Genomic DNA, 20,825 nt, shown 5'->3' on the forward strand with positions numbered 1-20,825 from the left:
GCAATGCTTAGAGGTTCGTCAACCATCTTCGATCAAGCATGCCGCTGGGAACGGACGCTCAGTGCCCCCTTCACGGAGGACGTGCTCAACCCGGAGCAGGCGATCCTAGGTCGGGTACGGACACAGAGCGACTCTCGAGCGTCGAACGCCAGTTGTGCGGATCGGATGAGGGCTCTGCAATGCTTGTACCCCGCCTGACCGGGAAAGGTCTGTCATCCTGTTGCGCTCTGACGGTAGGCCTTGGCATACTCGCAAGCCCAGCAAGGTCTACTCCGGCGATCGATATTGAGGCGGTGCTGTCTACTCTGCCTCTGCCCCCGGACGTTGACCCGCCCACGTACGCAAGTCTTACGGAAGAGCTTCCGCTCAAGAAGCTCATACTTGGCAAACCTGTAGCTGACGGGAATTTACGGTCGGGCTTCGGCATCCGGCGGCATCCCATTCTCCATTCGTCCAAGATGCATACCGGTGTTGATTGGGCTGCCCGGCTCGGCGCACCGATTCTCTCAGCCGGTGAGGGAACGGTGATCTTGGCGAAATGGGCTGCAGGCTACGGCCGGCGTCTGGAGATCCAGCATGCTGATGGTGTGGTCACTGCCTACTCTCACATGTCTCGCTTCGGCACGGACATCCAGCCTGGGACCAGGGTGCGCCAGGGGCAGGTGATTGGGTTTGTGGGCAGTACGGGTCTCTCGACGGGGCCGCATCTCCACTTCGAGGTGCTGGTCAACGGCGACTTCGTTGATCCTATGGACATTTATGCGCCGGGAGGTGTGCGCGTCGCGGCAAAAGTCCAGAAGGCCCCACCCACAGACGGGCGGACTGCCACCGCCTCCGCCCAGCGAGTTGCGGCACTCGAAATTTCGGCAGTCCCGCTTGCGCAGCCCGCTACAAAGCTGCCTCAGTTAGCGCAGCATACGCTCGCCCGGCGGATAGCGGCTGGACCTTCCAGATTGGCCGAGAAATGGGCTGAGCATGACCACAGGATGAGGGCGATCGAGTCAAGGATCACTGCCTCATCTCTCATGATTATGCGCTGATGAACCAAAATAGAACGCCAAGACCGCTACTTCGGCGCGCGACGTGCCCGTGCACCCCGATCTCCCGCGAGTTGCCCGTTCACACCAACGCTTCGTGTGGACGTGGAGACCCGAGTTCACAAGCGTTCACTCGGAAGCGCATCGCACTCGGCGGCGGTCATCGATCTGGTGGGAAGCGACAGCCGCGCGTTGATCTTCGCTCCGTCCGACGCTGGTTCATCCGCAAGGCCATGGTCGCGCCTGGGGATGGTGTTGCTATCTTCCGTCAGCGGATCGTTGATGTGGTCGGACACTCGAAGACGGGTAATCCACTTGCTATGACCATGGGCCGCTATCCTGGCCGGGCCTATCTGACGGCGTTACGCACCTGCTTGGAGGCGGTGAAGCGGCCGAATGTTCGAGGCGAGGCAGGTGCCCACGCTGACTTGGCCGAAGCTGTTCTACTCGTTCCAGCCAACCGTGGAGCCGACCTGCCACATCTCAGCAGGTACACGTCGGGCATGATGACCACGCGCGCGGGCACGCGCATCGGCAGTGCGGCTCCGTGCAGTCTTCCCTGCTGACGCTCCGTTCGTGATGGATACCTTGGTGGTACCGGGACCTACAGCTCGGACAAGCGCGAACAGCGCGGCAGCGTTGGCCGGCGCAAGTCGGACGCATCCGTGCGATGCCGGTCGCCCGAGCTGGCGAGTGGCGGTGCTGGCGTGGATAGCGTGGCCCGCCGCCGTGAAGAAGATGGAGTAGGGCATCGGAGCGTCATCCCACTCCCTGGAGTAGTGCTCCTTCGCCAGACGCAAGGGGTGGAACGTGCCTGCGGGCGTCTTATACGGCGCTCGGGCAGTTGAGACTGCCCAGGAATGGCGCAGCTTTCCATCCACCGTCACCCGCATCCGCTGAGAAGCCTTGTCGATCGTGATTAGAACGCGCGGGGGAGACGCAACAGCGAGCCCCGTGGCATCCCGAGCAGGCGCTGCTGTGGGCTGCGGCTGGGCAGGAGCAGGGACGTCGTGGACAGCGCCCGGTGTCAGAGTTGGCAGGAGTGGAACCCCCGGTTCACCCGCCTGGATTTGGGAAGTCGTGACAGAGCTGGGGGCGGGCGCTCCGTTGGCCCTGCCTTCTGAGGAGGCCGGCGAATCAGCTGCTTCCGCAGCAGTCGCGCGAGTTGCCAGAGCCGCGGGTTGGTTAGGCCCGGTCGTTCCGGTTCCGGCGTCACCGGATGCTACTGGCGGCGTAGGAGCGTCGGAAGTGGGTGCAGGATTCGGCGGAGACCCTGCCTGCTCTGCTGACGTAGCAGGTGAGATGCCACTGATTGCCGAGGCTCTTTGCTCATCAAGCTTCCGCTGCGCAGCCGCTTTCGCAGCTTGCTCGGCCTTCTCTTTCTGCCTGCGCTCCGCTGTCTCGCGTGCGAGGCGCTTATCCAGTTCGAGGCGATCACGTCTCGCCTCTTCCAAGACCTTCAAGGGATCAACGAACTGAGCGGAAGCCGTGTCGATGCCGGCTGTGGCGAGCATGCACGATGCGATCAGCAGCTTGGCAACACGCATACTTCGTCTCCGGCCGCGACACCGCCTCAGGGCACCTTCATACAATCGAGCCCAACGGCCAAGGTTCCCCGCTCAGGCTGTGCAGGTGCTGTCGGGGACTGCTGCGTGAGCGTCGCAACTTCGGGTACACGGCGGCGCGGCGGTTGCGACCGCGGTGCCCACCTCAGATCTCGCTCTGCTTCGATAGAACCAGGGCATCATCGACTTCGATACCGGGACCGCATCGTGCTCTCCAGCTTCGTGTGCCCGCGCAGCAGCTGGCAGGCGCGGATGTGGACTGTTCCGCGGATCGCCGACGTTGCCCGGACATTCATCGAGACGAAGCGGCAGGCTGCATGAGGCTGCGCCCGGTATTCGACCCCAAGCGCGTCAGAGCTTGACACCCTCCAGGTAGCCGCGGTTCCACGTCGGACTGATCAGGATCTCGTTGACGCACACGGACGGGGGCAGGCGGGCCACGAACAGGATCGTCTCCGCGAGGTGGTCTGCCTGCAGCATGCGCGCCTTGTCTTCCGCCGTGACCGGAACGGGACGCTTGTCGAGGATGGGCGTCGCGACCTCGCCGGGACAGATGCAGCAGGATCGGATGCCATGGCCGCACTCCTCCTGGTTCAAGCTTTCCGAGAGGGCCACGAGACCGTGCTTCGCGGCCGAGTAGGCCGGCCCCGTCAGTTTGGACACGTAGCGTCCGGCCCAGGACGACACTTGAATGATCAGGCCGTCGCGTTGGGCCCGCATGGTCGGCAGCACGAGGCGCGAGGCATAGAAGGGCCCGTTGAGATCGACCCCGATGACCGTGTCGATGCCAGCCGGGTCGATCTCGCTCCAACTCCGCTTCGGCACGTTCAGGCCGGCGGAGTTCACCAGGATGTCGCAGCGGCCAAAGTGAGATCGAACCGTCTCCCAGGCGCGCTCGACCTCGTCGGCCCGGCCCATATCGGCGGGCGCGACGAGCGCCTCACCCCCAGCCTCCCGGACAAGATCGGCCGTCGATTTGAGCGTCTCCCGGCCGCGCCCCGTCAACGCGAGCCGCACCCCGGCCTTCGCGAGCGCCACCGCGGCGGCCCGGCCGATTCCGGAGCCCGCCCCCGTGACCCAGGCGACCTGCCCTTCGATATCTCGCGGCATGCTCGGTCTCTCCCATCATCTCGCGGTGTTCGCTTCGTATGGCGATCAGAGTGCTTGCTGGTAGAGCTGCTCCTGAGCCGTGTGATAAATTTGCTGTCCTTTTTGACCGTGTCCGACGAGCGGTCAATGCCGAGTGTCCGGACGACGTTCGTAACCGGACATTCCCGACCCACACTGCGAGGGGCCGCTATGGGTCGAGGCTGTGTGAAAACGCAAAGGCGGCAGAAGGATCTTCCCTCGATAACCCTGGGCAGCGCCGGAATAGGCACCCAGCTGGCATCTCAGCCGCTATCCAGGATGCTCGGATAACGGCTTTGTAGAATATTATTCTACGATTTCGGAGCCCGCCTGAGTTTTCACACAGCCTCGGTCACAAGCTTCCGTTGCCGTGTTTGTGAAAGGGGCCTGTCGAGGCTGAGCAGCGTCAGTTCGGATAGCCACCGGGAGATACGAGATCCTCGCCCCAGTCCGTGCCATCTCCAACCCTTTCTGAACCTCTCTCTGTTTATTCATTATTTCTCGTCAGTCCTCGATCTGGACACCAATTCTGTGCGCAATTTTGCCATCTGGCATTCGCTCTCCCAGTTCGGCAGCTGCAACGTTGCGCAATCGTGCGGGATCCCCTGCTATTCTCATAGTCCAAGCGCGTAGCGGCACTGTCGTGGCCGAACCTCATGCGTCGTTCCCTCTTCGGGAAAGGGCTAAGGACGGCCGGTTGGATCTGCGCAATTGGCCGGTGTGAGATTGGTGGTCTTTCGATTTGCAGATTCCAGGTTCGGGAAGGTGGCGGTTTTTAGCGGCGGACAGGCGCTGCACGTGCCACACCCCACCCGGAGATATTCATATATGTACCGGAAGTGGTACTGGAGATTTCCGGTACCGGAAGTGGTGGTACTAGATGTACCGGAACTGGTACTAGAGCAGCACCCGATCACGTTGCAATCGGGTGCTGCTCTCGATCTTTGATCTTGCCGCATTTTCTGCGACGAACCGGCATCCACTTCGTCGGAAAATGCTCTTAGGGCAAATCGTCAGGCGGCGGTCGGAACGGGGTTGAGCCTGTTGCGGCGAGCCGGCCGGATGGAGGCGCTCTCCTCGACCCGCTGCCGTGCGTTCTTCGCGGCTTGCTCCGCCTCCTCAAGGCTGCCGAACCGCTTCCAGTCGTTGCTCGGGGGGCGCCCGTCGACCATCCCGAACCAGGTCAGGCCGAACAGAGCAGCCCGGCCTTTGAACGCGCCCCAGGCACGCTGTCCCTCACGCACGCGCCGGATGAGCCCGAGGGCGATCGCTTCTTCGATGGCCGGCAGGACGGAGTTCGCCCGAACGCCATGCCGCTTGGAGTCGTCGTGCGTGACCGCCAAAGCGCCGTTCGTGAGCCCTCCGTGTCCGATGTGCTCCAGGAGGATCCTGTCGACCACCCGGCGGCAGTTGATCGATTGAGCCCGCCAGGCGTGGCTGTCGAGGAGGTCCCGACCCAGTGAGGTCCAGTGCCCCTCCCAGACTGCAGGTCCCTGGCGGGGATCGGTCTGGACGATCGAGCGGCCCGTCTTGTCCGCCTTGGCCGGCGCTGCGGGGCGCGAGTGCAATGTCGGCGATGACGGCGTTGTGGGGATCGCCCGGATCGAGGGCGATGGTCGCCCGCCCGGTGATCTTCACCGCCGTGCCGCGCTCACCGAAGCTGCGCCCTTGGAGCGCCGGCCGCTCCACCGCAATGGCCTCGAACCGTGTCACCTCGGCCTTGACCGGCTCGGCCGGCAGGCTGCCCCCGATCAGCACCGGGGCAGCGGCCGCTCTCGCTCTCGTCATGCTCAATCCCGCCGGACCTCGTCGAAGGCGCCGCGCCGCGTCCGGCCAGGGCAGCTGCGCGATCCCCGCCAGCCACGCGCCAGCGATGGACCGAGGCGGCGTCCGCGGCCGACGCAGCTCCCCTCGCCGCCTCGTCGTTCCAGCCGGCAGGCGCCGGTGCTGCGCCCTATTCGAGGACCGGGCCGGCCGCTACCTGCCGCGAGGCGGCTTGGGCGACGGCCTCGGCCCGATGGAGCCGCGCGGCGTCCGGCGCCGGTCCGCCGTCCCGGCCGAGGATGCCGGGCGTGAACCGGCCGAGCCCGGGCTCGCCGACGATGCGGGCCTCCTCCATCACCACTTGCCCACGGACGATCGTGGCGACCGGCATGCCGCGGACCCGCATCCCCTCCCAGGAGGTGTGGCCCGCGCGGCTGTGCATGTCCTCCTTGCGCAAGACCGTCTCCCGGGCGAGGTCGACGATCGTGATGTCGGCGTCGGCACCGAGTTCGAGCGCGCCCTTGCGCGGGTAGAGGCCGAAGCGCTGGGCGGGCTGGAGGGCGCAGAACCGCGCGATGTCCTGGAGCGTCATCCGCCCCTCGTTCACCGCGTTGAGCATCAGCGGCACGAATTCCTGGGCACCCGTGATCCCGAGCGGGACGGAGAAATTGTCCTCCCAGCCGGGCTCGACGTCCTCGACGGAGTGGGGCGCGTGCTCGCCGACCAGCATGTCGGCGACGCCGTCCCTGAGACTGGTCCAGCCCGCCTCCGGGCTGTGCGCCCAGAGATACGCGAAGGGGCCGACCCGCTCCGCCTGCTCGCGCGACATGAACAAGGAGGCGGCCTCAAGCTCCGCGGTGACGTCCTGCTTCAGGTCGAACTTGGCATGCCGGAGCATCTCGTACGCGCCGACCGGCATAACCCCCAGGTGAAGCACGTGCAGGCGCAGCTTGGTCAGGCGCGCGTAGTAGAGCGAGCTGGCGAGACCGGCGACCATGCCGTGTCCGTACATGTAGCCGCGCTCGTAGCACTCCATGTAGTATTTGTTCTCAACCTTTCCAGGATTGATGTAATCCCGAAACGTCAGGCGCTTGCACCATTCCGTATCGTCGTGGTGCACCGAGCCGACGAGGCCGGTCTCGGCGATCGCCTCGTAGAGTTCGTAGAGGATGCCGTGATCGACCACCCCGAGTTCGGTGATGTAGGGGTAGACCTCCTTGACGTGCCGCGTGTTGAAGATCTTGATACCGATCGCCCCCGCCTTGCCGAGGTCGAGGCACGTCTTCGGGTAGAGGCCGCCGCCGTAGATCGCGTAATCGACGTGGGCTTTGGGAGCGATCGCCGCTTTCTTCATCTCGAAGGTTTCGAGCGTGGTGGGATGCGGGGTGTTGTTGGTCATGTCGATGCAGAAGGCGATGCCGCCCGCCGCGGCCGCCCTGCTGCCGCTCTCGAAATCCTCCTTGTAGGTGTGGCCCGGCTCCCGGAAATGGCAGTGCACGTGCCACAGGCCCGGCAGGACGTGCCGGCCGCGCGCGTCGATGGTCCGGACGGCCGGCAGGTCGACGCCTGGCGCCACGATCGCGGCGATCCGCCCGTCCACGACCGCGATGGAGCCTCGGTACTCACCGTGCGCGGTCACGACGGTGCCATTGGTGACGAAGAGATCGAACGGCTTCATGGCGGACCTTGAACAGGGCAGGGTCAGGCCGCGACGCCCATATAGGCTTCGCGGATCTTCGGATCGTCGATCAGGGTGGCGGACGGCCCGTCGAGGACGACGCGCCCGGTGTCGAGCACGGTCGCGTGGGAGGCGATCTCCAGCGCCAGTTCCACGTCCTGCTCGACGAGCAGCATCGTGACGCCTTCCGCTTCGTTCACGCTGCGCAACGCCGCGGCGATGCGGTCGACGACGACGGGGGCGAGGCCGAGCGACATCTCGTCGATGAGGAGCAGCCGCGGGCGGGCCATCAGCGCGCGCCCCACCGCACACATCTGCTGCTGACCGCCCGACATCGTGCCGGCGATCTGGCCCGCGAGCGGCGCGAGTTCCGGGAACAGGGCGAAGACCCGGCCGAGGTCGCGGGTCACGGCGGTCCGGTCGGCCCGCATGTGGGCGCCGAGCATGAGGTTCTCGGTCACCGAGAGGCCGGCGAACAGGCGCCGCCCCTCGGGGACGAGCGCGATCCCGCGGCGAACCCGCGACTCCGCCGGGACGCGCGCCAGATCCTCGCCCGCGAACACGACGCGGCCGGCGCTCGGCTGCGCCAGTCCGGCGATGGCCCGCATGAGCGTGGTCTTGCCGGCGCCGTTGGCCCCGACCAGCGCGGAGATCCGGCCCTCCTCGACCGCCAGGTCGACGGACCACAGGACCTGGCTGTCGCCGTAGCGCAGGTCGAGGCTCTCGACGCGAAGGAGGCTCATGCGGCGGCTCCCCGGGCAGCGTGTCGCTTGGCGTAGCGGTCGCCCAGATAGGCGCTGACCACCTTGGCGTCGGACAGGACCGCGTCGGGCGGGCCGTCCGCGATCTTCTCGCCGAACTGCAGGACGACGACCCGGTGGCAGACCGCCGTGATCGCCTTCATCACGTGCTCCACCACGATGATGGTCAGCCCGGTGCGGTTGATGGCGTGGATCAGCGCGATGATGCGTTCGATCTCGGCATGGTTGAGCCCGGCCATCACCTCGTCGAGGAGGAGGAGGCGCGGGCGGGTCGCGAGCGCCCGGGCGACCTCGAGGCGCTTGCGCTCGGACAGCGTCAGCTGGCTCGGGAGGAAGTCCCGCTTGCCCGCGATCCCGACCTGCTCCAGGGCCTCCGCGCAGGCCTCCGCCACCGCGGCGGCCGAGCGTCCCGCGTTGCAGAACATGGCGCCCACCGCGACGTTCTGCGCGACCGTGAGTTTGCGGAACGGCTGCACGATCTGGAACGTGCGCGCGACGCCGCCGCGCGCGATGGCGTGCGCCTTGCGCCCGGTGATCGTCTCGCCGTCGAAGGTGACGCGGCCGGCCGCGGGCTTGACCAGGCTCGACACGACGTTGAGGAGCGTGGTCTTGCCGGCCCCGTTCGGCCCGATCAGACCCAGCACCTCCCCGGGCGCGACGTCGAAGCTCACGTCCTTGATCGCCTGGACGCCGCCGAAGCGGACGCCGATCCCCTCGATGGTGAGCAGCGGCTCGGTCATGTCACGCCTCCGCGGGCCGGCGGCCGCGCCGCGCGGGCGGGCGCAGCCGCGACAGGCTGTCGAGCAGGCCCCGCGGCACCATCAGCACCACGGCCATCACGAGGGCCCCGAGCAGCAGGTTGTGGATGCCGGAGAAGTGGCTCCAGATCGCGTCGCCCACGAGCTGGAACAGGGCGGCCCCGATCACCGGGCCGATCACCGTGCCCATGCCGCCGAGCAGCATCATGATGTAGCCGCGCACCGAGATGGAGACGTCGAAGGCCGTCCCGACCTCGATGAAGGTGAGCCAGTAGGCCCACAGGCCGCCGACCGCCCCGGTCATCGCGGCGCTGATCATCCAGGCCAGGATCTTGGCCCGCACGGTGTCGACCCCCATCACCTCCGCGCCGTCCTCGCTGTCGCGCAGCGCCCGCAGCGCGTAGCCGAGCCGGCTCCGCGACAGCCAGAACACCACCCCGGTCGCGAGGACGAGCGCCGCCAGCATGGCGAAGTAGATGATGCGGTAGAGCGTGGTCGGGGGAAGCGCGGAGAACGGCAGGGGCAGCCCCTGCGCGCCGCCCGTCACGCCGCCGATGTTGATGATCGCCTCCGTGGCGGCGGCGTTCAGCGCCACGGTCGCGATGGCGAAGTAGTGCCCGCGCAGGCGCAGGAGCGGCCAGCCGAGGATCGCCGCGACCAGGGTCGCGACCAGGACGGCGACCGGGACCGCGATCCAGACCGGCAGGCCGAGCGTCATCCCGACCCCCGCGGCGTAGGCCCCGATGCCGAAGAAGACCGAGTTGCCGAAGGCGTGATAGCCCGCGAACCCGACGATCACGTTCAGGCCCTGCGCGACCACGCCGAACATGAACACGGTCGTGAGGACGCGCAGCCAGTAATTGCCGACGAAGGCCGGGGCCGCCAGGGCCGCGGCGAGCAGGACGGCCGCGAGGACGAGTTGCCGCGTGTCGCTCACCTCAGACCTCCCCGAAGAAGCGCTTGCCGAACAGACCCTGCGGGCGGACGACCAGGATGACCAGGAACAGCCCGAAGGCGACGATCTCCTGGTAGTTCACGCCGAGGTAGCTCGCCGCGAAGGACTGGATCAGCGCGTACACGAAGCCGGCCGCGACCGCGCCGGTGACGGACCCGATGCCGCCGAGCACGGTGATGACGAAGACCGCGCCGATGAAGGAGTTTCCCAATCCGGGCGAGATCGGGAACAGCGTGCTGGCCAGCGAGCCGGCCGCGCCCGCGAGCGCCGCCCCGATCCCGGCCGTGTAGCCGTAGATCCGCTCCGGGACGATGCCCATCAGGCGCGCCGCCTCCCGGTCGAGGGCGGTCGCCAGGATCGCCTGGCCGAGACGGGTGCGCGTCAGGACGAGGTACAGCAGGCCCGCCAGGGCGAGGGAGAGGAGGGCGGCCGCCAGCCGGACGTACGAGACCAGCACCGGGCCGATCGCGAGCGCCTCGGAGGAGTAGCTCGTGTTGACGGAGCGGATGTCCGAGGTGAACAGCGCGACGAACACGTCCACGAGGAAGAGGTCGAGCCCGAACGTCATCGCGAGCGTGAGCAGCACGCTCGTGCGCATCACCGGGTTCAGCAGCAGGGACTGCACCGCGAACCCGACGCAGAACAGCGCCGCCATGACGAGCGGCATCGACAGGAACGGGTCGATGCCGAGCCGCGCGGCCATCAGGTAGGCGAGGTACGCCCCCATCATGATGTAGGCGCCGTGCGCGAGGTTGATGATGCTCATCACGCCCCAGACCATCGAGAAGCCGATGGTGGCGACGCCGTAGACGCCGCCGAGGAGGAGCCCGTTGACGAAGGTCTGCGCGAGCATGCTGGACCGGCTCCTCGGGTGAGGTCGGGTGCCGGGGCAGGGCGCGATCGCGCCGCGATCATGCCCCGCCCTCGGCTCTGCTTCGGTCGCGCGTCCCGCGACCAACCGGCATCGGCTGCGCCGGAGAACGCCCTAGGGAACCGCGCGCGGGTAGACCGGGTCCGCCTGCTTGACCGCGAAGGGGTAGATCACCTTGGGCTCAGCGCCGACGATCTGCGAGACGTTGAGTCCGGCCCGCGTGTTCACGCCGTTGGCGTCGAACTTGAACGGTCCGTAGAAGGTCTCGCCCTGCATCGACAGGAGCGCGTCCCGGACTGCCGTGGGATCGACCGACCCGGCCTTGTCGATCGCGAGCTGCAGCACCACGCCGGCCGCGGCGCCGCTCGCCGCGTGGAAGGTGGGCGCCTTGGCGTACTTTGCCTCGAACGCCTTCGCGAAGCCGGCGCTGTCCCCGAAGACCGGATCCTTCCAGGTCAGGGTCGGCACCCAGTAGTCGACGCCCATGATGCCCTCGGCCGCCGGACCCACCGCCGTCCGGAAGTCCTGGACGCCGACCGCGGTCGCGAGCCCGACGAGCTTGGGCGCGACCTGCAGTTCGCGCAGGGACTTGACCAGGAGGATCGAGTCCTGGACGTAGCCGGTCGCCAGGAGGATGTCGGGGGCGGCCGCCTTGATCTGCGTCGCGACCGCCGAGAGGTCGTTCGCCCCCTTCGGGTACTTGCCGGTGTAGACGACCTTGAGGCCGAGGGCCTCGGCGCGCTTGCGGGCCCCCTCGCCGGTGATGTTGGGGAACAGGTCGTCGGGCCCGACGATCGCCACCGTCCCCGGCGCGGGCTTCAGGTCCTTGGCGAGGTCGAGGATCGGCACCAGCCCCTGATCCGCGAGGGGCGAGGGCGTGAAGAGGTACTTGTAGCCGCGCGCGTAGAGGCTGTTGGCGGTGGCCATCGGGGCCAGGGTGAGCGCCCGGTAGCGCTCGCTGATCACCGCGGTCGCGGTGGCGATGCCCGATGAGTACGGCCCGAAGACGAGCGAGACGCCGTCGTCGCTCACGAGCTTCTCGGTCAGCTGGGCGCTCGTCTGCGCCTTCGACTCGTCGTCGTAGTAGACGACCTGGACCTTGTAGGTCTTGCCCCCGGCCTTCAGGCCGCCGGCGGCGTTCACGCGCTCGCGCCAGAGCTCGTAGCCATCCCGGAGCAGGCCGCCCTCGCGGGAGAAGGCGCCGCTCAGGCTGACGGCGGCGCCGATCTTGAGCACCTCCTGGGCCCGGAGCGGCGACGAGAGTGACGCCGCCGCGAGGCAGCCCAGAACGACCCGACGCGTCCACGCTCCAGCCATGATCCCGCACCCCGACCGCCCGACGAACCGCATGCATGCTGCATGTCCGGTCTGGTGAATACAAGCTGTATTTTCCTCGGGCGCCCGCCTATGATCGGGGCTCCATCCGGTGCGACCGCGGAGGCGGCTCGATGACGTCGACGAAACGGCAGCGCGCGAGCGCGCCGGCCAAGGGCGGCCCGGCCAAGGGCCGCCCGGGCGAGAGCCACCCGGGCAAGGGCCGCCCGAGCAAGGGCCGCGGCCGCGAATTCGCCTACGAGACGCTGAAGCGGCAGATCGTGTCGCTGCAGCGCGCGCCGGGCTCCGAGCTCGACGAGCTGCAACTCGTCGGCGAGCTCGGGATCTCGCGCACGCCGCTGCGCGAGGCCTTCGTCCAGCTCGCGAGCGACGGGCTGGTCGTGCTGATGCCGAACCGCGGCGCGCGCGTCGCCCCCCTCGACCTCGCCTACACGCAGGAGCACCTGGAGGCCTTCGACCTCCTGCAGCGCGTCGCGACGGCCTGGGCGGCGGCCCGCTGCTCGGCGGAGGATCTCGCGGGCATCCGGCGCCGCGCCGAGGCCTTCGAGGCGGCGTGGCGGGACCGCGATCCCACCGCCATGATCGACACGAACTTCGCGTTCCACGAGGCGATCGGCCATGCCTGCGGCAATCGCAACGTGGCCCGGACCTATATCGGGCTGCTCAGCGAGAACCTGCGCATCGCGAGGCTCGCGATGGCGTACGAGTGCTACGGGTCGGCCGACGCGTACGAGGCTCACATCGAGTCGATCATCCGGGAGCACGGCGAGATGCTGGACGCGATCGAGACCCGCGACGCGGAGCGCGCCGAGTCGGTCGCCGGCTCTCACGCGGGCCTCGCCCGCAAGCGGGTGATCGAGTACCTCTCGTCCAGCCTGGTCGACGGCCCGATCGGTCGCCTCCTGGCGACGGCGGCGTGACAGGAGACCCCACGCGATGTGCGACGTCTGCGCCGTCTTCGGGATCGGCGACCATTGGACCGATGCCGCCAAGCTCTCGCGGAGCCCCTTCCCGGCGCGCGACATCCAGAGGCACCGGCGCCACCGGCGCGAGAGGATCGCGCTGATGAACCGCCTGGTCGCGCCCGCCGGGCTCGCCTGCGAGGATTGGGACGGGGACGCCTTCCTGCTGACCGACCGGGCCGGCCGCACGCGGGTCGCCGCCAGCCTCGCGGAGTTCTGGGGCGCGGCGGAGGCGCTCTCCGGCCGGATCCTCGATCCCCTGACCGCGCGCTTCGAGGGAGGAGCCCCGCGATGGTAGCCCTGCCCGAGCCCATGCCGCTGTTCGTCCTGACGGGGTTCCTCGGCAGCGGCAAGACGACCCTGCTCGGCCGCATCCTGCGCGCGGACGCGGAGGCGCGCACCGGCGTGCTCATCAACGAGTACGGCCAGGCCGGCCTCGACCACCGCATCGTGGCGCATGTCGCGGAGGCGAGCGCCGTCGTGGCGAACGGATGCCTGTGCTGCTCGGTCCGGCCCGAACTGGCGCGCGCGCTGCTCGACCTGCTGCGCCGCTCCCTGGCGGGCGAGGTGCCCCGGTTCGAGCGCGTCGTGCTCGAGACCTCCGGACTGTCCGATCCCGCCCCGATCATCAACACGGTCCAGACCCATCCGGTGCTGAAGGAGTACTTCCGGGTGGCGGGCGTGATCGCCACGGTCGACGCCGTCAACGGCCTCGCCTCGGCCGACGACCACGCCGAGTTCGCCAAGCAGGTCGCGGTCGCGGACCTCGTGCTGGTGACGAAGTCCGACCTCGCCGCGCCGGCGGCGGCGCGCGGCTTGGCGGAGCGGATCCGGGTCATCAACGCGCTGGCGCCGGTCCGCGACGCCCGCGCGCCGGACCTCGATCCCGCCTCGCTCCTGCGCGAGCAGCCTGTGTCGCGCGTCTCGGCCGTGAGCGCGGACGCCGCCCCGTCCCACGCCGTGAGCACGTTCTCGATCTCCCTCGACGAGCGCCTCGACTGGTCGAGCTTCGTGACGTGGCTGTCCCTCCTCCTCAACCGGCACGGACGCTCGGTCCTGCGCTTCAAGGGGATGCTGAACCTCACCGACGAGAGCGCCCCCGTGCTGGTCCACGGGGTCCAGCACATCATGCACCCGCCCGAGCACATGGAGGGCTGGCCGGATGACGACCGGCGCTCGCACCTGGTCTTCATCGCTCGGGGGCTCGATCCGGCCGAGATCAGGGCGTCCCTCGCCTCCTTCCTCCGGTTCGCGAGGGAGAACATGGCGCCCCGGCCCGGCCTGCTCGTCGCGGAGGAGGTCTGATCGCCGGGCCGGTCTCCCGCCGCGGGAGCCTGCCCACGGCAGGGACGCCCGGCGGGGAGGGGACTTCCGGGCGAGGAGGAAACTTCGGCGGTGGAGCGCCGGGACGACCCCGCCCGGGGCCGGGGCCGGCCCGCGGGAGGCCCCTCACGGACCGACCTCCGGTCCCTCGTGCGCGGCCGCCGGGGACAGGTCCGACCGGGCGCCCGTGAGGTAGCTGAGCACCATCTCCACCACGTGCCGCCGACGCACCGCCACCCGCTCGCCGGCCATGAAGTCGCGGTCGAGCAGCCAGGACAGCGTGTGCTGGTTCGACAGGAAGAAGTAGGCGAGACCCGAGATCGACAGGTAGAGGTCGACGGCATCGACGTTGTGGCGGAACGTCCCCGCGGCCTGGCCGCGCTTGAGGATCTCATCGATCGTGTCGAGGAGGTTGCGGTAGAGCGGCTTGACCGAGGTCGAGCGCTTCAGGTGCTGGCCGAAATGGATGTTCTCGATGCTCATCAGGCGGATGAGATCGGGCGTCGACACCAAGTGGTCGAACGTGTTGGCGACGAGGGCCGCCATCGCGGCCGCGGGCGGCAGGTCCCGCAAGGATTCGTCGCGCTGACGGGTGCGCAGGCCGGCATAGATGCGTTCGAGAATTTCGAGGTAGAGGGACTCCTTGGAACCGAAGTAGTGGTAGATCAGGTTCTTGTTGACGCCCGCCTGCGCGGCGATGCGGTCGACGCGGGCCCCGTTGAGCCCATGCGTGACGAATTCCCGCCGCGCCGTGTCCAGGATGCGCGCGCGCGTCTCCTCGGCATTGCGCGCCGGCCTGTGGGCCGGCGGGGCGGACTCAGCGCCCATCGGGGACGGCCCCCGGCAGCGGCGCGGCCCGCCGCGACGCGCGCAGGTGGCGCGTCGCGGCCTCGTCGACGGTCCCCCGCGCGATCACCACGCCGAAATGCCGCTCCGCGAAGGCCGCGGAGATCTTGCCGTCGAGGCAATCCTCCAGGATCGCCGCGGCGTCGCGGTCGAGCGGGTCACCGAATCCGCCGGCCCCGGCCTGCTCGTGGACGATGAGCGTGCCCCTGCCGACCCGCGTCGTGATCTTGCCGGGGAGAAGGCGGCGCTCGCCGTCGACCTCCATGGCGTTGCGCGACGGACCGCCCGGCTCACCCCCCGCCAGGCCGTAGGGCCGGTGCTTCACCCGGTCGGTCCGCATCTGCAGGAGCGCCTCGTCCGCGAGGATCCGGTAGCTGCGCCGCACGCCCACGCCGCCGCGGTAGCGGCCGGCCCCGCAACTGTCCGGGACGAACGCGTACTCCTCGATCCGGACCGGATGCTCGGCCTCCATGATCTCGACCGGCATGTTGGACAGGTTCTGCGACGCGTTGGTCACCGCCTCCAGTCCGTCCTTGTTCGGTCGTCCGCCCCAGGCTCCGCAGATCATGTCGACGATGATGAAGGGCTGCCGGTTCGGCCTGAGGCCGGAGATGCAGATCACGCTGTTCCCGCCCTCGCCGGCCGCCGGAACCTTGTCCGGAACGATCTGCGCCAGGGCGCCGAGCATGGTGTCGAAGACGCGGTAGCCGGTGAGGGCCCGGGCCGCGCAGGGACCAGGCATCACGGGGTTGAGGATCGAGGCCTCCGGCACCCGGACGCTCACGCAGCGGAACATGCCGACGTTGTTCGGCACCTCCTTGGCGAGGACGCAGCGGACGGAGAGGTAGGTCAGCGAGTGGGTGAAGCTCAGCGTCGCGTTGATCGCGCCCCTCACCTGCGGCGACGAGCCCGCGTAGTCGACGAGCAGGGAGCCGTCGTCCCTCACCGTGATGGCGACCCGGATCGGGATGGGCGCGTCCGAGAAGCCGTCGTCGTCGATGTGGTCGGTGAAGTGCCAGGTGCCCCTCGGCCAGGTCCGGATCTCGGCGCGCGTCATGCGCTCGGCGTAGTCGAGCAGCTCCTGCATGTAGGCGTCGACCTCGTCCGCCCCGTAGCGCTGCATCAGCTTCTCGAGGGCGCGCCTGCCGACCTGCGCGGCCGCGAACTGCGCCGAGAGGTCCCCCCAGACCCGGTCGGGAACGCGGACGTTGATCCTGATCAGCGCCTCGAGGGTGGTGTTGAGGGTGCCGCGCTCGTAGAGCTTCAGCGGCGGGATGCGCAGGCCCTCCTGGTAGATCTCGGTCGAATCGGAGGCGTTCGACCCGGGAACGCGGCCCCCGACATCGGTGTGATGGCAGATCACGACCGCGAAGGCCCGGCGCTTGCCGCCGTGGAAGATCGGCACGAACATGAAGATGTCCGGCAGGTGCATGCCCCCGTGATAGGGGTCGTTCATGATGACGACGTCGCCGTCGTGCAGGTCGCCGTCGAACCTGGCCAGCACCGCCTGCATGGCTTCCGGAATGGCGCCGAGATGCTGCGCGATCGTCTTGGCCTGCGCCACCATCTGGCCGTCGGCGGCGCACAGGGCCGCCGAGAAGTCCATCACGTCCTTGACGATCTCGGAGCGGGCGATGCGCACGACCGTGTAGGCCATGTCGTCGGCGATCGCGTCGAGGCCGCTCTTGATGACCGCGAAGGTGATCGGGTCGACGTTCATGCGCTGAACTCCAGGACGATGCAGCCGATCGCGTCCTTGCGGATGCTGGCGTCGGGCGGGACGACGATGGTCGCGTCGAACTCCTCGACGACGAGCGGTCCCGGCCGGGCCGTCGCGCCGAGGGCATCGCGGCCGACCACCTCGACGAGCCTGGGCTCCTCGCCGCGCGCGAAGGAGACCGCGCGGGTGCCCCGGCCGGCGGCGCCCGCGCGCGGGGCGATCGCCATGGCGTCGAAGGCGAGGCGCTTCTCCCGCAGCCCCCGGCCGACGACCCGCAGCTTCATGAACTCGATCGGCGTCGCGTCCCGGTAGCCGTAGGTCTTCACGTATTCCGCCACGAACCGCTCCTCGAGCGCGGCGAGGTCCTCGCCCTCGAACGGGACGGTCAGCTCGGTGGCCTGACCCTCGTGCCGGAGGTCGGCTTCCCAGAGCAGGTGCCGCCGCGCCTCCGGGTAGCCGTCCTGGGCAAGACGCTCCGCGACGTCGGCCTCCAGGGCGGCCTTGGCCGCGGCGAGGTCCCCGGCATCCATCGCGTCGAGGCGGCGCGCGACCACGGCGAGGGCCGTGTGCTCGGTGTCGGAGGCCAGCATGCCGACCGCGCAGAACACCCCCGAGAGGGGAGGGACGACCACGCGTCCGATCCCGAGCTGACGCGCGAGGTCGGGCGCGTGCACGCCGCCGTTCCCGCCGAACGCCATCAGCGTGAAGTCGCGGGGATCGCGGCCGCGCTCGATCGTCACGGCCCGCACGGCGCGGGCCATGGCGGCGTTGGCGACCGCGCGCACCCCGTGCGCGGCGTCGGCGACCGCGAGGCCGAGCGGATCGCCCACGTGGTCGCGGATCGCCCGCTCGCTCAGTTCCCTGCTGATCGCCAGGCGGCCGCCGGCGAGCGCACTCGCATTGATGAACCCGAGGACGACGTTGGCGTCGGTGACGGTCGGGCGCGCGTTGCCGAGGCCGTAGCAGGCCGGCCCGGGCACCGCGCCCGCCGAGTGGGGGCCGACGACGAGCAGGCCGCCCTCGTCGATGGCGGCGATCGAGCCGCCGCCTGCGCCGACCTCCGCGATGTCGATCGCCGGGACCTTGAGCATGTAGCCGCCGGCCTTGATGAAGCGGCTCGAGGTCGAGATCCCGTCCCGAAACTCGTACTCGGACGTCATGGTCGGGCGGCCGTCCTCGACGATCACCGCCTTGGCGGTCGTGCCGCCCATGTCGAACACGATGATGTCGCGGTCGCCGCGCGCGTGGCCGAGGCGCGCCGCGCCCGCGACGCCGCCGGCCGGCCCCGACGCCACCACCATCACCGGCCTCTCCAGGGTCGCGCGCGCGGCCAGCATCCCGCCGTTCGAGGTCATGACCAGGATGGGCGCCCCGACGCCGATCCCGCGCAGCCCGCGCTCCAGGGCGTGCAGGTAGGCGCGCATGGCCGCGAGCAGGTAGGCGTTCACGACCGTCGTGCTGGTCCGCTCGTACTCCTTCATCTCGGGCAGGACCGTGCAGGAGCTGGTGACCAGCAGGTGGGGGAACTGCTCGCGCAGGATCGCCTCGGCGCGCCGCTCGTGCGCGGCGTTGCGGTAGCTGTTGATGAAGGCGACGGCGACCGCCTCGATCCCGGCCTCGCTGAGCTGGCGGCCGGCGGCGACGACGTCGGCCTCGCTGAGGGGCCGCACGATGGAGCCGTCGGCGGCGACGCGCTCGTCCACCTCCAGCCGGTGGCGACGGGAGACCAGCGGCTTCGGCTTGTCCCAGGTCAGATCGAACATGTCGGGCATGCGGATGCGCCCGATCTCCAGCACGTCGCGGAACCCTCGCGTCGTGATCAGCCCCGTCCTCGCCCCCGTGCGCTGAAGGATCGTGTTGGAGCCGACCGTGGTGCCGTGAAGGACTTCGGCGACTTGCGAGGGCGCGATCCCGAGCTCCGCCAGCAGCGCGGCGACACCGGCCACGACGGCCCGGCTGGGATCGTCCAGGGTCGAGGAGAGCTTGCTCTGATGGACGGTGCCCGCCGCGTCGAGCAGGGCGATGTCCGTGAAGGTGCCGCCGATATCGACGGCCACGCGGACGCTGGCGTCGGAGGAGCGCGAGCCCATCGGGAACCTCTTCTAACTAACCAGTTAGTTAACTATGCGGCGCCGAAGCTGGAGTGTCAAGGAGCGCACGCGGCCCGCCGCAGCCGAGGCGGCGGGTCGGGATCGGGCCGGCGGGCCAAGCGCGCCTCGCGAGCCTCGTGCCGGCACACCGGACGGTTCGGCTCGAGGTTGCCGGCGGGCGCCCCGGCGCATGCCGGCGGGCGGCGAATTGCCTCACGCCGAAACAGGTGGACCGCGAGACAATTGTGCCGGGGTGGCCAGCAGCTCTGGCCGACTTCTCCGGGAAGGATGGCTCGATGACCGTGCAGGCTTGGCCGTGGCTGACCCTGTCCGCGACGTCGCCCGGTGCAGCGGCCATCCGCTTTCCCGCCAACCGCCGGTCCTCCGATGACGAGATGGGTCGTCACGATCGGACGTGGCCGGGGATGGGCACGCCTGCCGCTCGCAGCAGCCTCGGCAGCACACCAGGATCGTCCATCGGCTCACGACAGCGAATGCGCCGTCACGGCTCAGAACCGTCTCCGTGCCCTCGCCACGGAGGCAAGGCACCCCGGCCGGCACGGGGCGGAACCGTGTTCGGCAGGCTGGCCGCCAACCCGCCGCTCATCGCGACCGCCCTGTCCTTCGGCTGCCCAGAGATCTCTCGGGCCAAATGGAACTGGCATCACATTTTCCGCAATCCGACTGCCGCGGCTTACGCCATGATCTGACCACTTCCGCACGGATAATTTTGCAACAAAGCTGATGATTTGCATGAGACGCTTCGGCGTGACTTTGCACTCCTGTCGATGATCTGGATCAGACATGCGCCATTGTTGCGCATATGTTATTCGCTTTGCCTCATATGATAAGATTTATTGGCAAATGCGGGTAAGCAGGTGCCTACATAGCATCTATTTAAGACGTAAATGGAAACGCGAATGATGTTGGGCGGAAAGTAGATGCACAGAAGGTCGCAGGCCGGAACGAGAGCATGTCTGATGGATTGGAGAGCCGATCAATCTTCAACGACAGGAGCCTCGCATGCGACGTTCATTCCTGGCCATTGCTTTAACCGCCGCCATGGCGACGCCGGCCTTTGCGGTGGACGACAATCAGAAGGTCCCCACGCGCGGGCCCGAGTTCATCACCGTCCCTCAGGATGCCGTGCTCAGCTACAGTCTCATCGGCCTCAACGTCGTCGATGGGCAGCAGAATACAGTTGGCGAGATCAAAGATCTTGTCCTTGAGAGTGGCCAGCTGAAAGGATACATCGTTTCGGTCGGCGGCTTCCTCGGCATGGGCGAGCGCTACGTTGCCGTCCAGCCGAACTCCATCTCCCTTGGCTACGACGAGGAGAATAAAAAGTGGAAGGCCATCGTTGGCGCGAGCAAAGATCAACTTAAATCTGCTCCGGAATTCAAATACGAGGGCAAGTTCAAGCGGTAAAGTCAATTCACCGCATTGACTTTCCAGCAAATCATGCCTCGCGCAGCCGATCAACGCGGGCATCACTGCATCTATGGAGAAATGTATGGCTACCGACATCAGCTCGATCTACACGACCGCTCTGCGCAATACACACGCTCTCGAAACCCAAGGCCTCAGCCAGATGGAGCATCAGCTCACCGGTCTTGAGCACTACCCCGAGTACGCGAAGACCCTGCAGGCGCATGTCGGCATCACGCGCGAGCAGATCAGAAGAGTCGAGCAGGCGCTCTCAGCTCTCGACGCCAGCGCCTCGACCCTGAAGGAGACGGTCACCAACACCGCCGGCAAGATCGGCGCAGCCGTGCACGCCTTGGCCCAGGATGAGACACTCAAGAACCTCTACGCGGGCTACGCCTACCAGTACGACCAGATCGCCGCCTATCGCTCGCTGATCGTCATCGCTGAGGCCGCGGGTCACCCTGAGCACGCGCCCCTGTTCCGCAAGTCCCTCGAGGAGGAGAAGCAGGCGGCGCAGCGCGTCGACGGCCTCATCGAGTCCGTGACCCGCGCCTACATCGAGCGCACGACGGCGGGCGCGAAGGCCGACAGCTGAGCCGGCCCG

The 20,825-nt window shown here is 68.3% G+C and carries 18 protein-coding genes; 6 read left to right on the top strand and 12 right to left on the bottom strand.

From position 1 onward, the window contains the following. The first annotated feature begins 458 nt into the window (after positions 1-458). The gene (locus QA634_RS35975) at positions 459-1,040 is read left to right on the top strand and encodes a M23 family metallopeptidase (protein WP_415926922.1); all 582 of its coding nucleotides are present in this window, start codon (positions 459-461) and stop codon (positions 1,038-1,040) included. Between the two features lie 440 nt (positions 1,041-1,480). Here QA634_RS35975 and QA634_RS28420 read toward each other — a convergent pair whose 3' ends face one another. From QA634_RS28420 to QA634_RS28460, 9 genes are all read right to left on the bottom strand, one after another. After that, positions 1,481-2,584, bottom strand: a complete 1,104-nt coding sequence (locus tag QA634_RS28420) for a L,D-transpeptidase family protein (RefSeq protein ID WP_322597449.1) — start codon at positions 2,582-2,584, stop codon at positions 1,481-1,483. Between the two features lie 369 nt (positions 2,585-2,953). Beyond that, the gene (locus QA634_RS28425; protein ID WP_012335307.1) at positions 2,954-3,712 is read right to left on the bottom strand and encodes an SDR family oxidoreductase; all 759 of its coding nucleotides are present in this window, start codon (positions 3,710-3,712) and stop codon (positions 2,954-2,956) included. A 1,031-nt stretch (positions 3,713-4,743) separates the two neighbouring features. Then, positions 4,744-5,298 carry a hypothetical protein gene (locus tag QA634_RS28430; RefSeq protein WP_012335308.1) on the bottom strand — a complete coding sequence of 185 codons (555 nt, stop codon included), beginning with the start codon at positions 5,296-5,298 and terminating at the stop codon, positions 4,744-4,746. Between the two features lie 386 nt (positions 5,299-5,684). Next, on the bottom strand, positions 5,685-7,172 hold the full coding sequence (locus QA634_RS28435; protein ID WP_012335309.1) for a dihydroorotase: 1,488 nt from the start codon (positions 7,170-7,172) through the stop codon (positions 5,685-5,687). Between the two features lie 23 nt (positions 7,173-7,195). Then, positions 7,196-7,915, bottom strand: a complete 720-nt coding sequence (locus QA634_RS28440) for an ABC transporter ATP-binding protein (RefSeq protein ID WP_012335310.1) — start codon at positions 7,913-7,915, stop codon at positions 7,196-7,198. Continuing rightward, positions 7,912-8,673, bottom strand: a complete 762-nt coding sequence (locus QA634_RS28445; protein ID WP_012335311.1) for an ABC transporter ATP-binding protein — start codon at positions 8,671-8,673, stop codon at positions 7,912-7,914. The genes QA634_RS28440 and QA634_RS28445 overlap by 4 nt, the downstream gene beginning before the upstream one ends. A 1-nt stretch (position 8,674) precedes the next feature. Further along, entirely contained in the window at positions 8,675-9,628 is a 954-nt protein-coding gene (locus QA634_RS28450) for a branched-chain amino acid ABC transporter permease (protein WP_012335312.1), read from the bottom strand. Between the two features lies 1 nt (position 9,629). After that, positions 9,630-10,499, bottom strand: coding sequence for a branched-chain amino acid ABC transporter permease (locus tag QA634_RS28455; protein ID WP_012335313.1), 870 nt, complete (start codon positions 10,497-10,499; stop codon positions 9,630-9,632). A gap of 132 nt (positions 10,500-10,631) precedes the next feature. Then, positions 10,632-11,834: an amino acid ABC transporter substrate-binding protein gene (locus QA634_RS28460; protein WP_236728876.1), complete on the bottom strand. Its 1,203-nt coding sequence runs from the start codon at positions 11,832-11,834 to the stop codon at positions 10,632-10,634. A 131-nt stretch (positions 11,835-11,965) separates the two neighbouring features. Here QA634_RS28460 and QA634_RS28465 point away from each other — a divergent pair, with 131 nt between their 5' ends. The 3 genes from QA634_RS28465 to QA634_RS28475 are packed head-to-tail and all read left to right on the top strand — an operon-like array spanning position 11,966 to position 14,119. Further along, a complete protein-coding gene (locus QA634_RS28465) occupies positions 11,966-12,772 on the top strand; it encodes a GntR family transcriptional regulator (RefSeq protein WP_283026960.1) in 807 nt (268 codons plus the stop codon). 16 nt (positions 12,773-12,788) lie between these two features. After that, positions 12,789-13,112 carry a hypothetical protein gene (locus QA634_RS28470; RefSeq protein WP_012335315.1) on the top strand — a complete coding sequence of 108 codons (324 nt, stop codon included), beginning with the start codon at positions 12,789-12,791 and terminating at the stop codon, positions 13,110-13,112. Further along, complete coding sequence (locus QA634_RS28475) at positions 13,106-14,119, top strand: CobW family GTP-binding protein (RefSeq protein WP_012335316.1); 1,014 nt, start codon at positions 13,106-13,108, stop codon at positions 14,117-14,119. Before QA634_RS28470 ends, QA634_RS28475 begins: the two co-directional genes overlap by 7 nt. A 144-nt stretch (positions 14,120-14,263) precedes the next feature. On the opposite strand, the gene QA634_RS28480 is transcribed toward QA634_RS28475, so the two are convergent. The 3 genes from QA634_RS28480 to QA634_RS28490 are packed head-to-tail and all read right to left on the bottom strand — an operon-like array spanning position 14,264 to position 18,793. Then, positions 14,264-14,965, bottom strand: coding sequence for a TetR/AcrR family transcriptional regulator (locus QA634_RS28480; RefSeq protein ID WP_012335317.1), 702 nt, complete (start codon positions 14,963-14,965; stop codon positions 14,264-14,266). Then, complete coding sequence (locus QA634_RS28485) at positions 14,955-16,703, bottom strand: hydantoinase B/oxoprolinase family protein (protein ID WP_012335318.1); 1,749 nt, start codon at positions 16,701-16,703, stop codon at positions 14,955-14,957. Before QA634_RS28485 ends, QA634_RS28480 begins: the two co-directional genes overlap by 11 nt. Beyond that, complete coding sequence (locus QA634_RS28490) at positions 16,700-18,793, bottom strand: hydantoinase/oxoprolinase family protein (protein ID WP_012335319.1); 2,094 nt, start codon at positions 18,791-18,793, stop codon at positions 16,700-16,702. The genes QA634_RS28485 and QA634_RS28490 overlap by 4 nt, the downstream gene beginning before the upstream one ends. Positions 18,794-19,816: 1,023 nt before the next feature. Here QA634_RS28490 and QA634_RS28495 point away from each other — a divergent pair. Further along, positions 19,817-20,221: a PRC-barrel domain-containing protein gene (locus QA634_RS28495; RefSeq protein WP_012335320.1), complete on the top strand. Its 405-nt coding sequence runs from the start codon at positions 19,817-19,819 to the stop codon at positions 20,219-20,221. 85 nt (positions 20,222-20,306) lie between these two features. Beyond that, positions 20,307-20,816, top strand: a complete 510-nt coding sequence (locus tag QA634_RS28500; RefSeq protein ID WP_012335321.1) for a ferritin-like domain-containing protein — start codon at positions 20,307-20,309, stop codon at positions 20,814-20,816. Positions 20,817-20,825 lie beyond the last annotated feature (9 nt).

Source organism: Methylobacterium sp. CB376, from assembly GCF_029714205.1.
Classification (GTDB): Bacteria; Pseudomonadota; Alphaproteobacteria; order Rhizobiales; family Beijerinckiaceae; genus Methylobacterium.

What these genes read in the sequence shown, in the direction of transcription:
- QA634_RS35975 (WP_415926922.1), top strand. Translation starts at nt 459, where the DNA reads ATGCATACCGGTGTTGATTGGGCTGCCCGGCTCGGCGCACCGATTCTC.
- QA634_RS28420 (WP_322597449.1), bottom strand. Translation starts at nt 2,584, where the DNA reads ATGCGTGTTGCCAAGCTGCTGATCGCATCGTGCATGCTCGCCACAGCC.
- QA634_RS28425 (WP_012335307.1), bottom strand. Translation starts at nt 3,712, where the DNA reads ATGCCGCGAGATATCGAAGGGCAGGTCGCCTGGGTCACGGGGGCGGGC.
- QA634_RS28435 (WP_012335309.1), bottom strand. Translation starts at nt 7,172, where the DNA reads ATGAAGCCGTTCGATCTCTTCGTCACCAATGGCACCGTCGTGACCGCG.
- QA634_RS28440 (WP_012335310.1), bottom strand. Translation starts at nt 7,915, where the DNA reads ATGAGCCTCCTTCGCGTCGAGAGCCTCGACCTGCGCTACGGCGACAGC.
- QA634_RS28445 (WP_012335311.1), bottom strand. Translation starts at nt 8,673, where the DNA reads ATGACCGAGCCGCTGCTCACCATCGAGGGGATCGGCGTCCGCTTCGGC.
- QA634_RS28455 (WP_012335313.1), bottom strand. Translation starts at nt 10,499, where the DNA reads ATGCTCGCGCAGACCTTCGTCAACGGGCTCCTCCTCGGCGGCGTCTAC.
- QA634_RS28460 (WP_236728876.1), bottom strand. Translation starts at nt 11,834, where the DNA reads ATGGCTGGAGCGTGGACGCGTCGGGTCGTTCTGGGCTGCCTCGCGGCG.
- QA634_RS28465 (WP_283026960.1), top strand. Translation starts at nt 11,966, where the DNA reads ATGACGTCGACGAAACGGCAGCGCGCGAGCGCGCCGGCCAAGGGCGGC.
- QA634_RS28470 (WP_012335315.1), top strand. Translation starts at nt 12,789, where the DNA reads ATGTGCGACGTCTGCGCCGTCTTCGGGATCGGCGACCATTGGACCGAT.
- QA634_RS28475 (WP_012335316.1), top strand. Translation starts at nt 13,106, where the DNA reads ATGGTAGCCCTGCCCGAGCCCATGCCGCTGTTCGTCCTGACGGGGTTC.
- QA634_RS28480 (WP_012335317.1), bottom strand. Translation starts at nt 14,965, where the DNA reads ATGGGCGCTGAGTCCGCCCCGCCGGCCCACAGGCCGGCGCGCAATGCC.
- QA634_RS28485 (WP_012335318.1), bottom strand. Translation starts at nt 16,703, where the DNA reads ATGAACGTCGACCCGATCACCTTCGCGGTCATCAAGAGCGGCCTCGAC.
- QA634_RS28490 (WP_012335319.1), bottom strand. Translation starts at nt 18,793, where the DNA reads ATGGGCTCGCGCTCCTCCGACGCCAGCGTCCGCGTGGCCGTCGATATC.
- QA634_RS28495 (WP_012335320.1), top strand. Translation starts at nt 19,817, where the DNA reads ATGCGACGTTCATTCCTGGCCATTGCTTTAACCGCCGCCATGGCGACG.
- QA634_RS28500 (WP_012335321.1), top strand. Translation starts at nt 20,307, where the DNA reads ATGGCTACCGACATCAGCTCGATCTACACGACCGCTCTGCGCAATACA.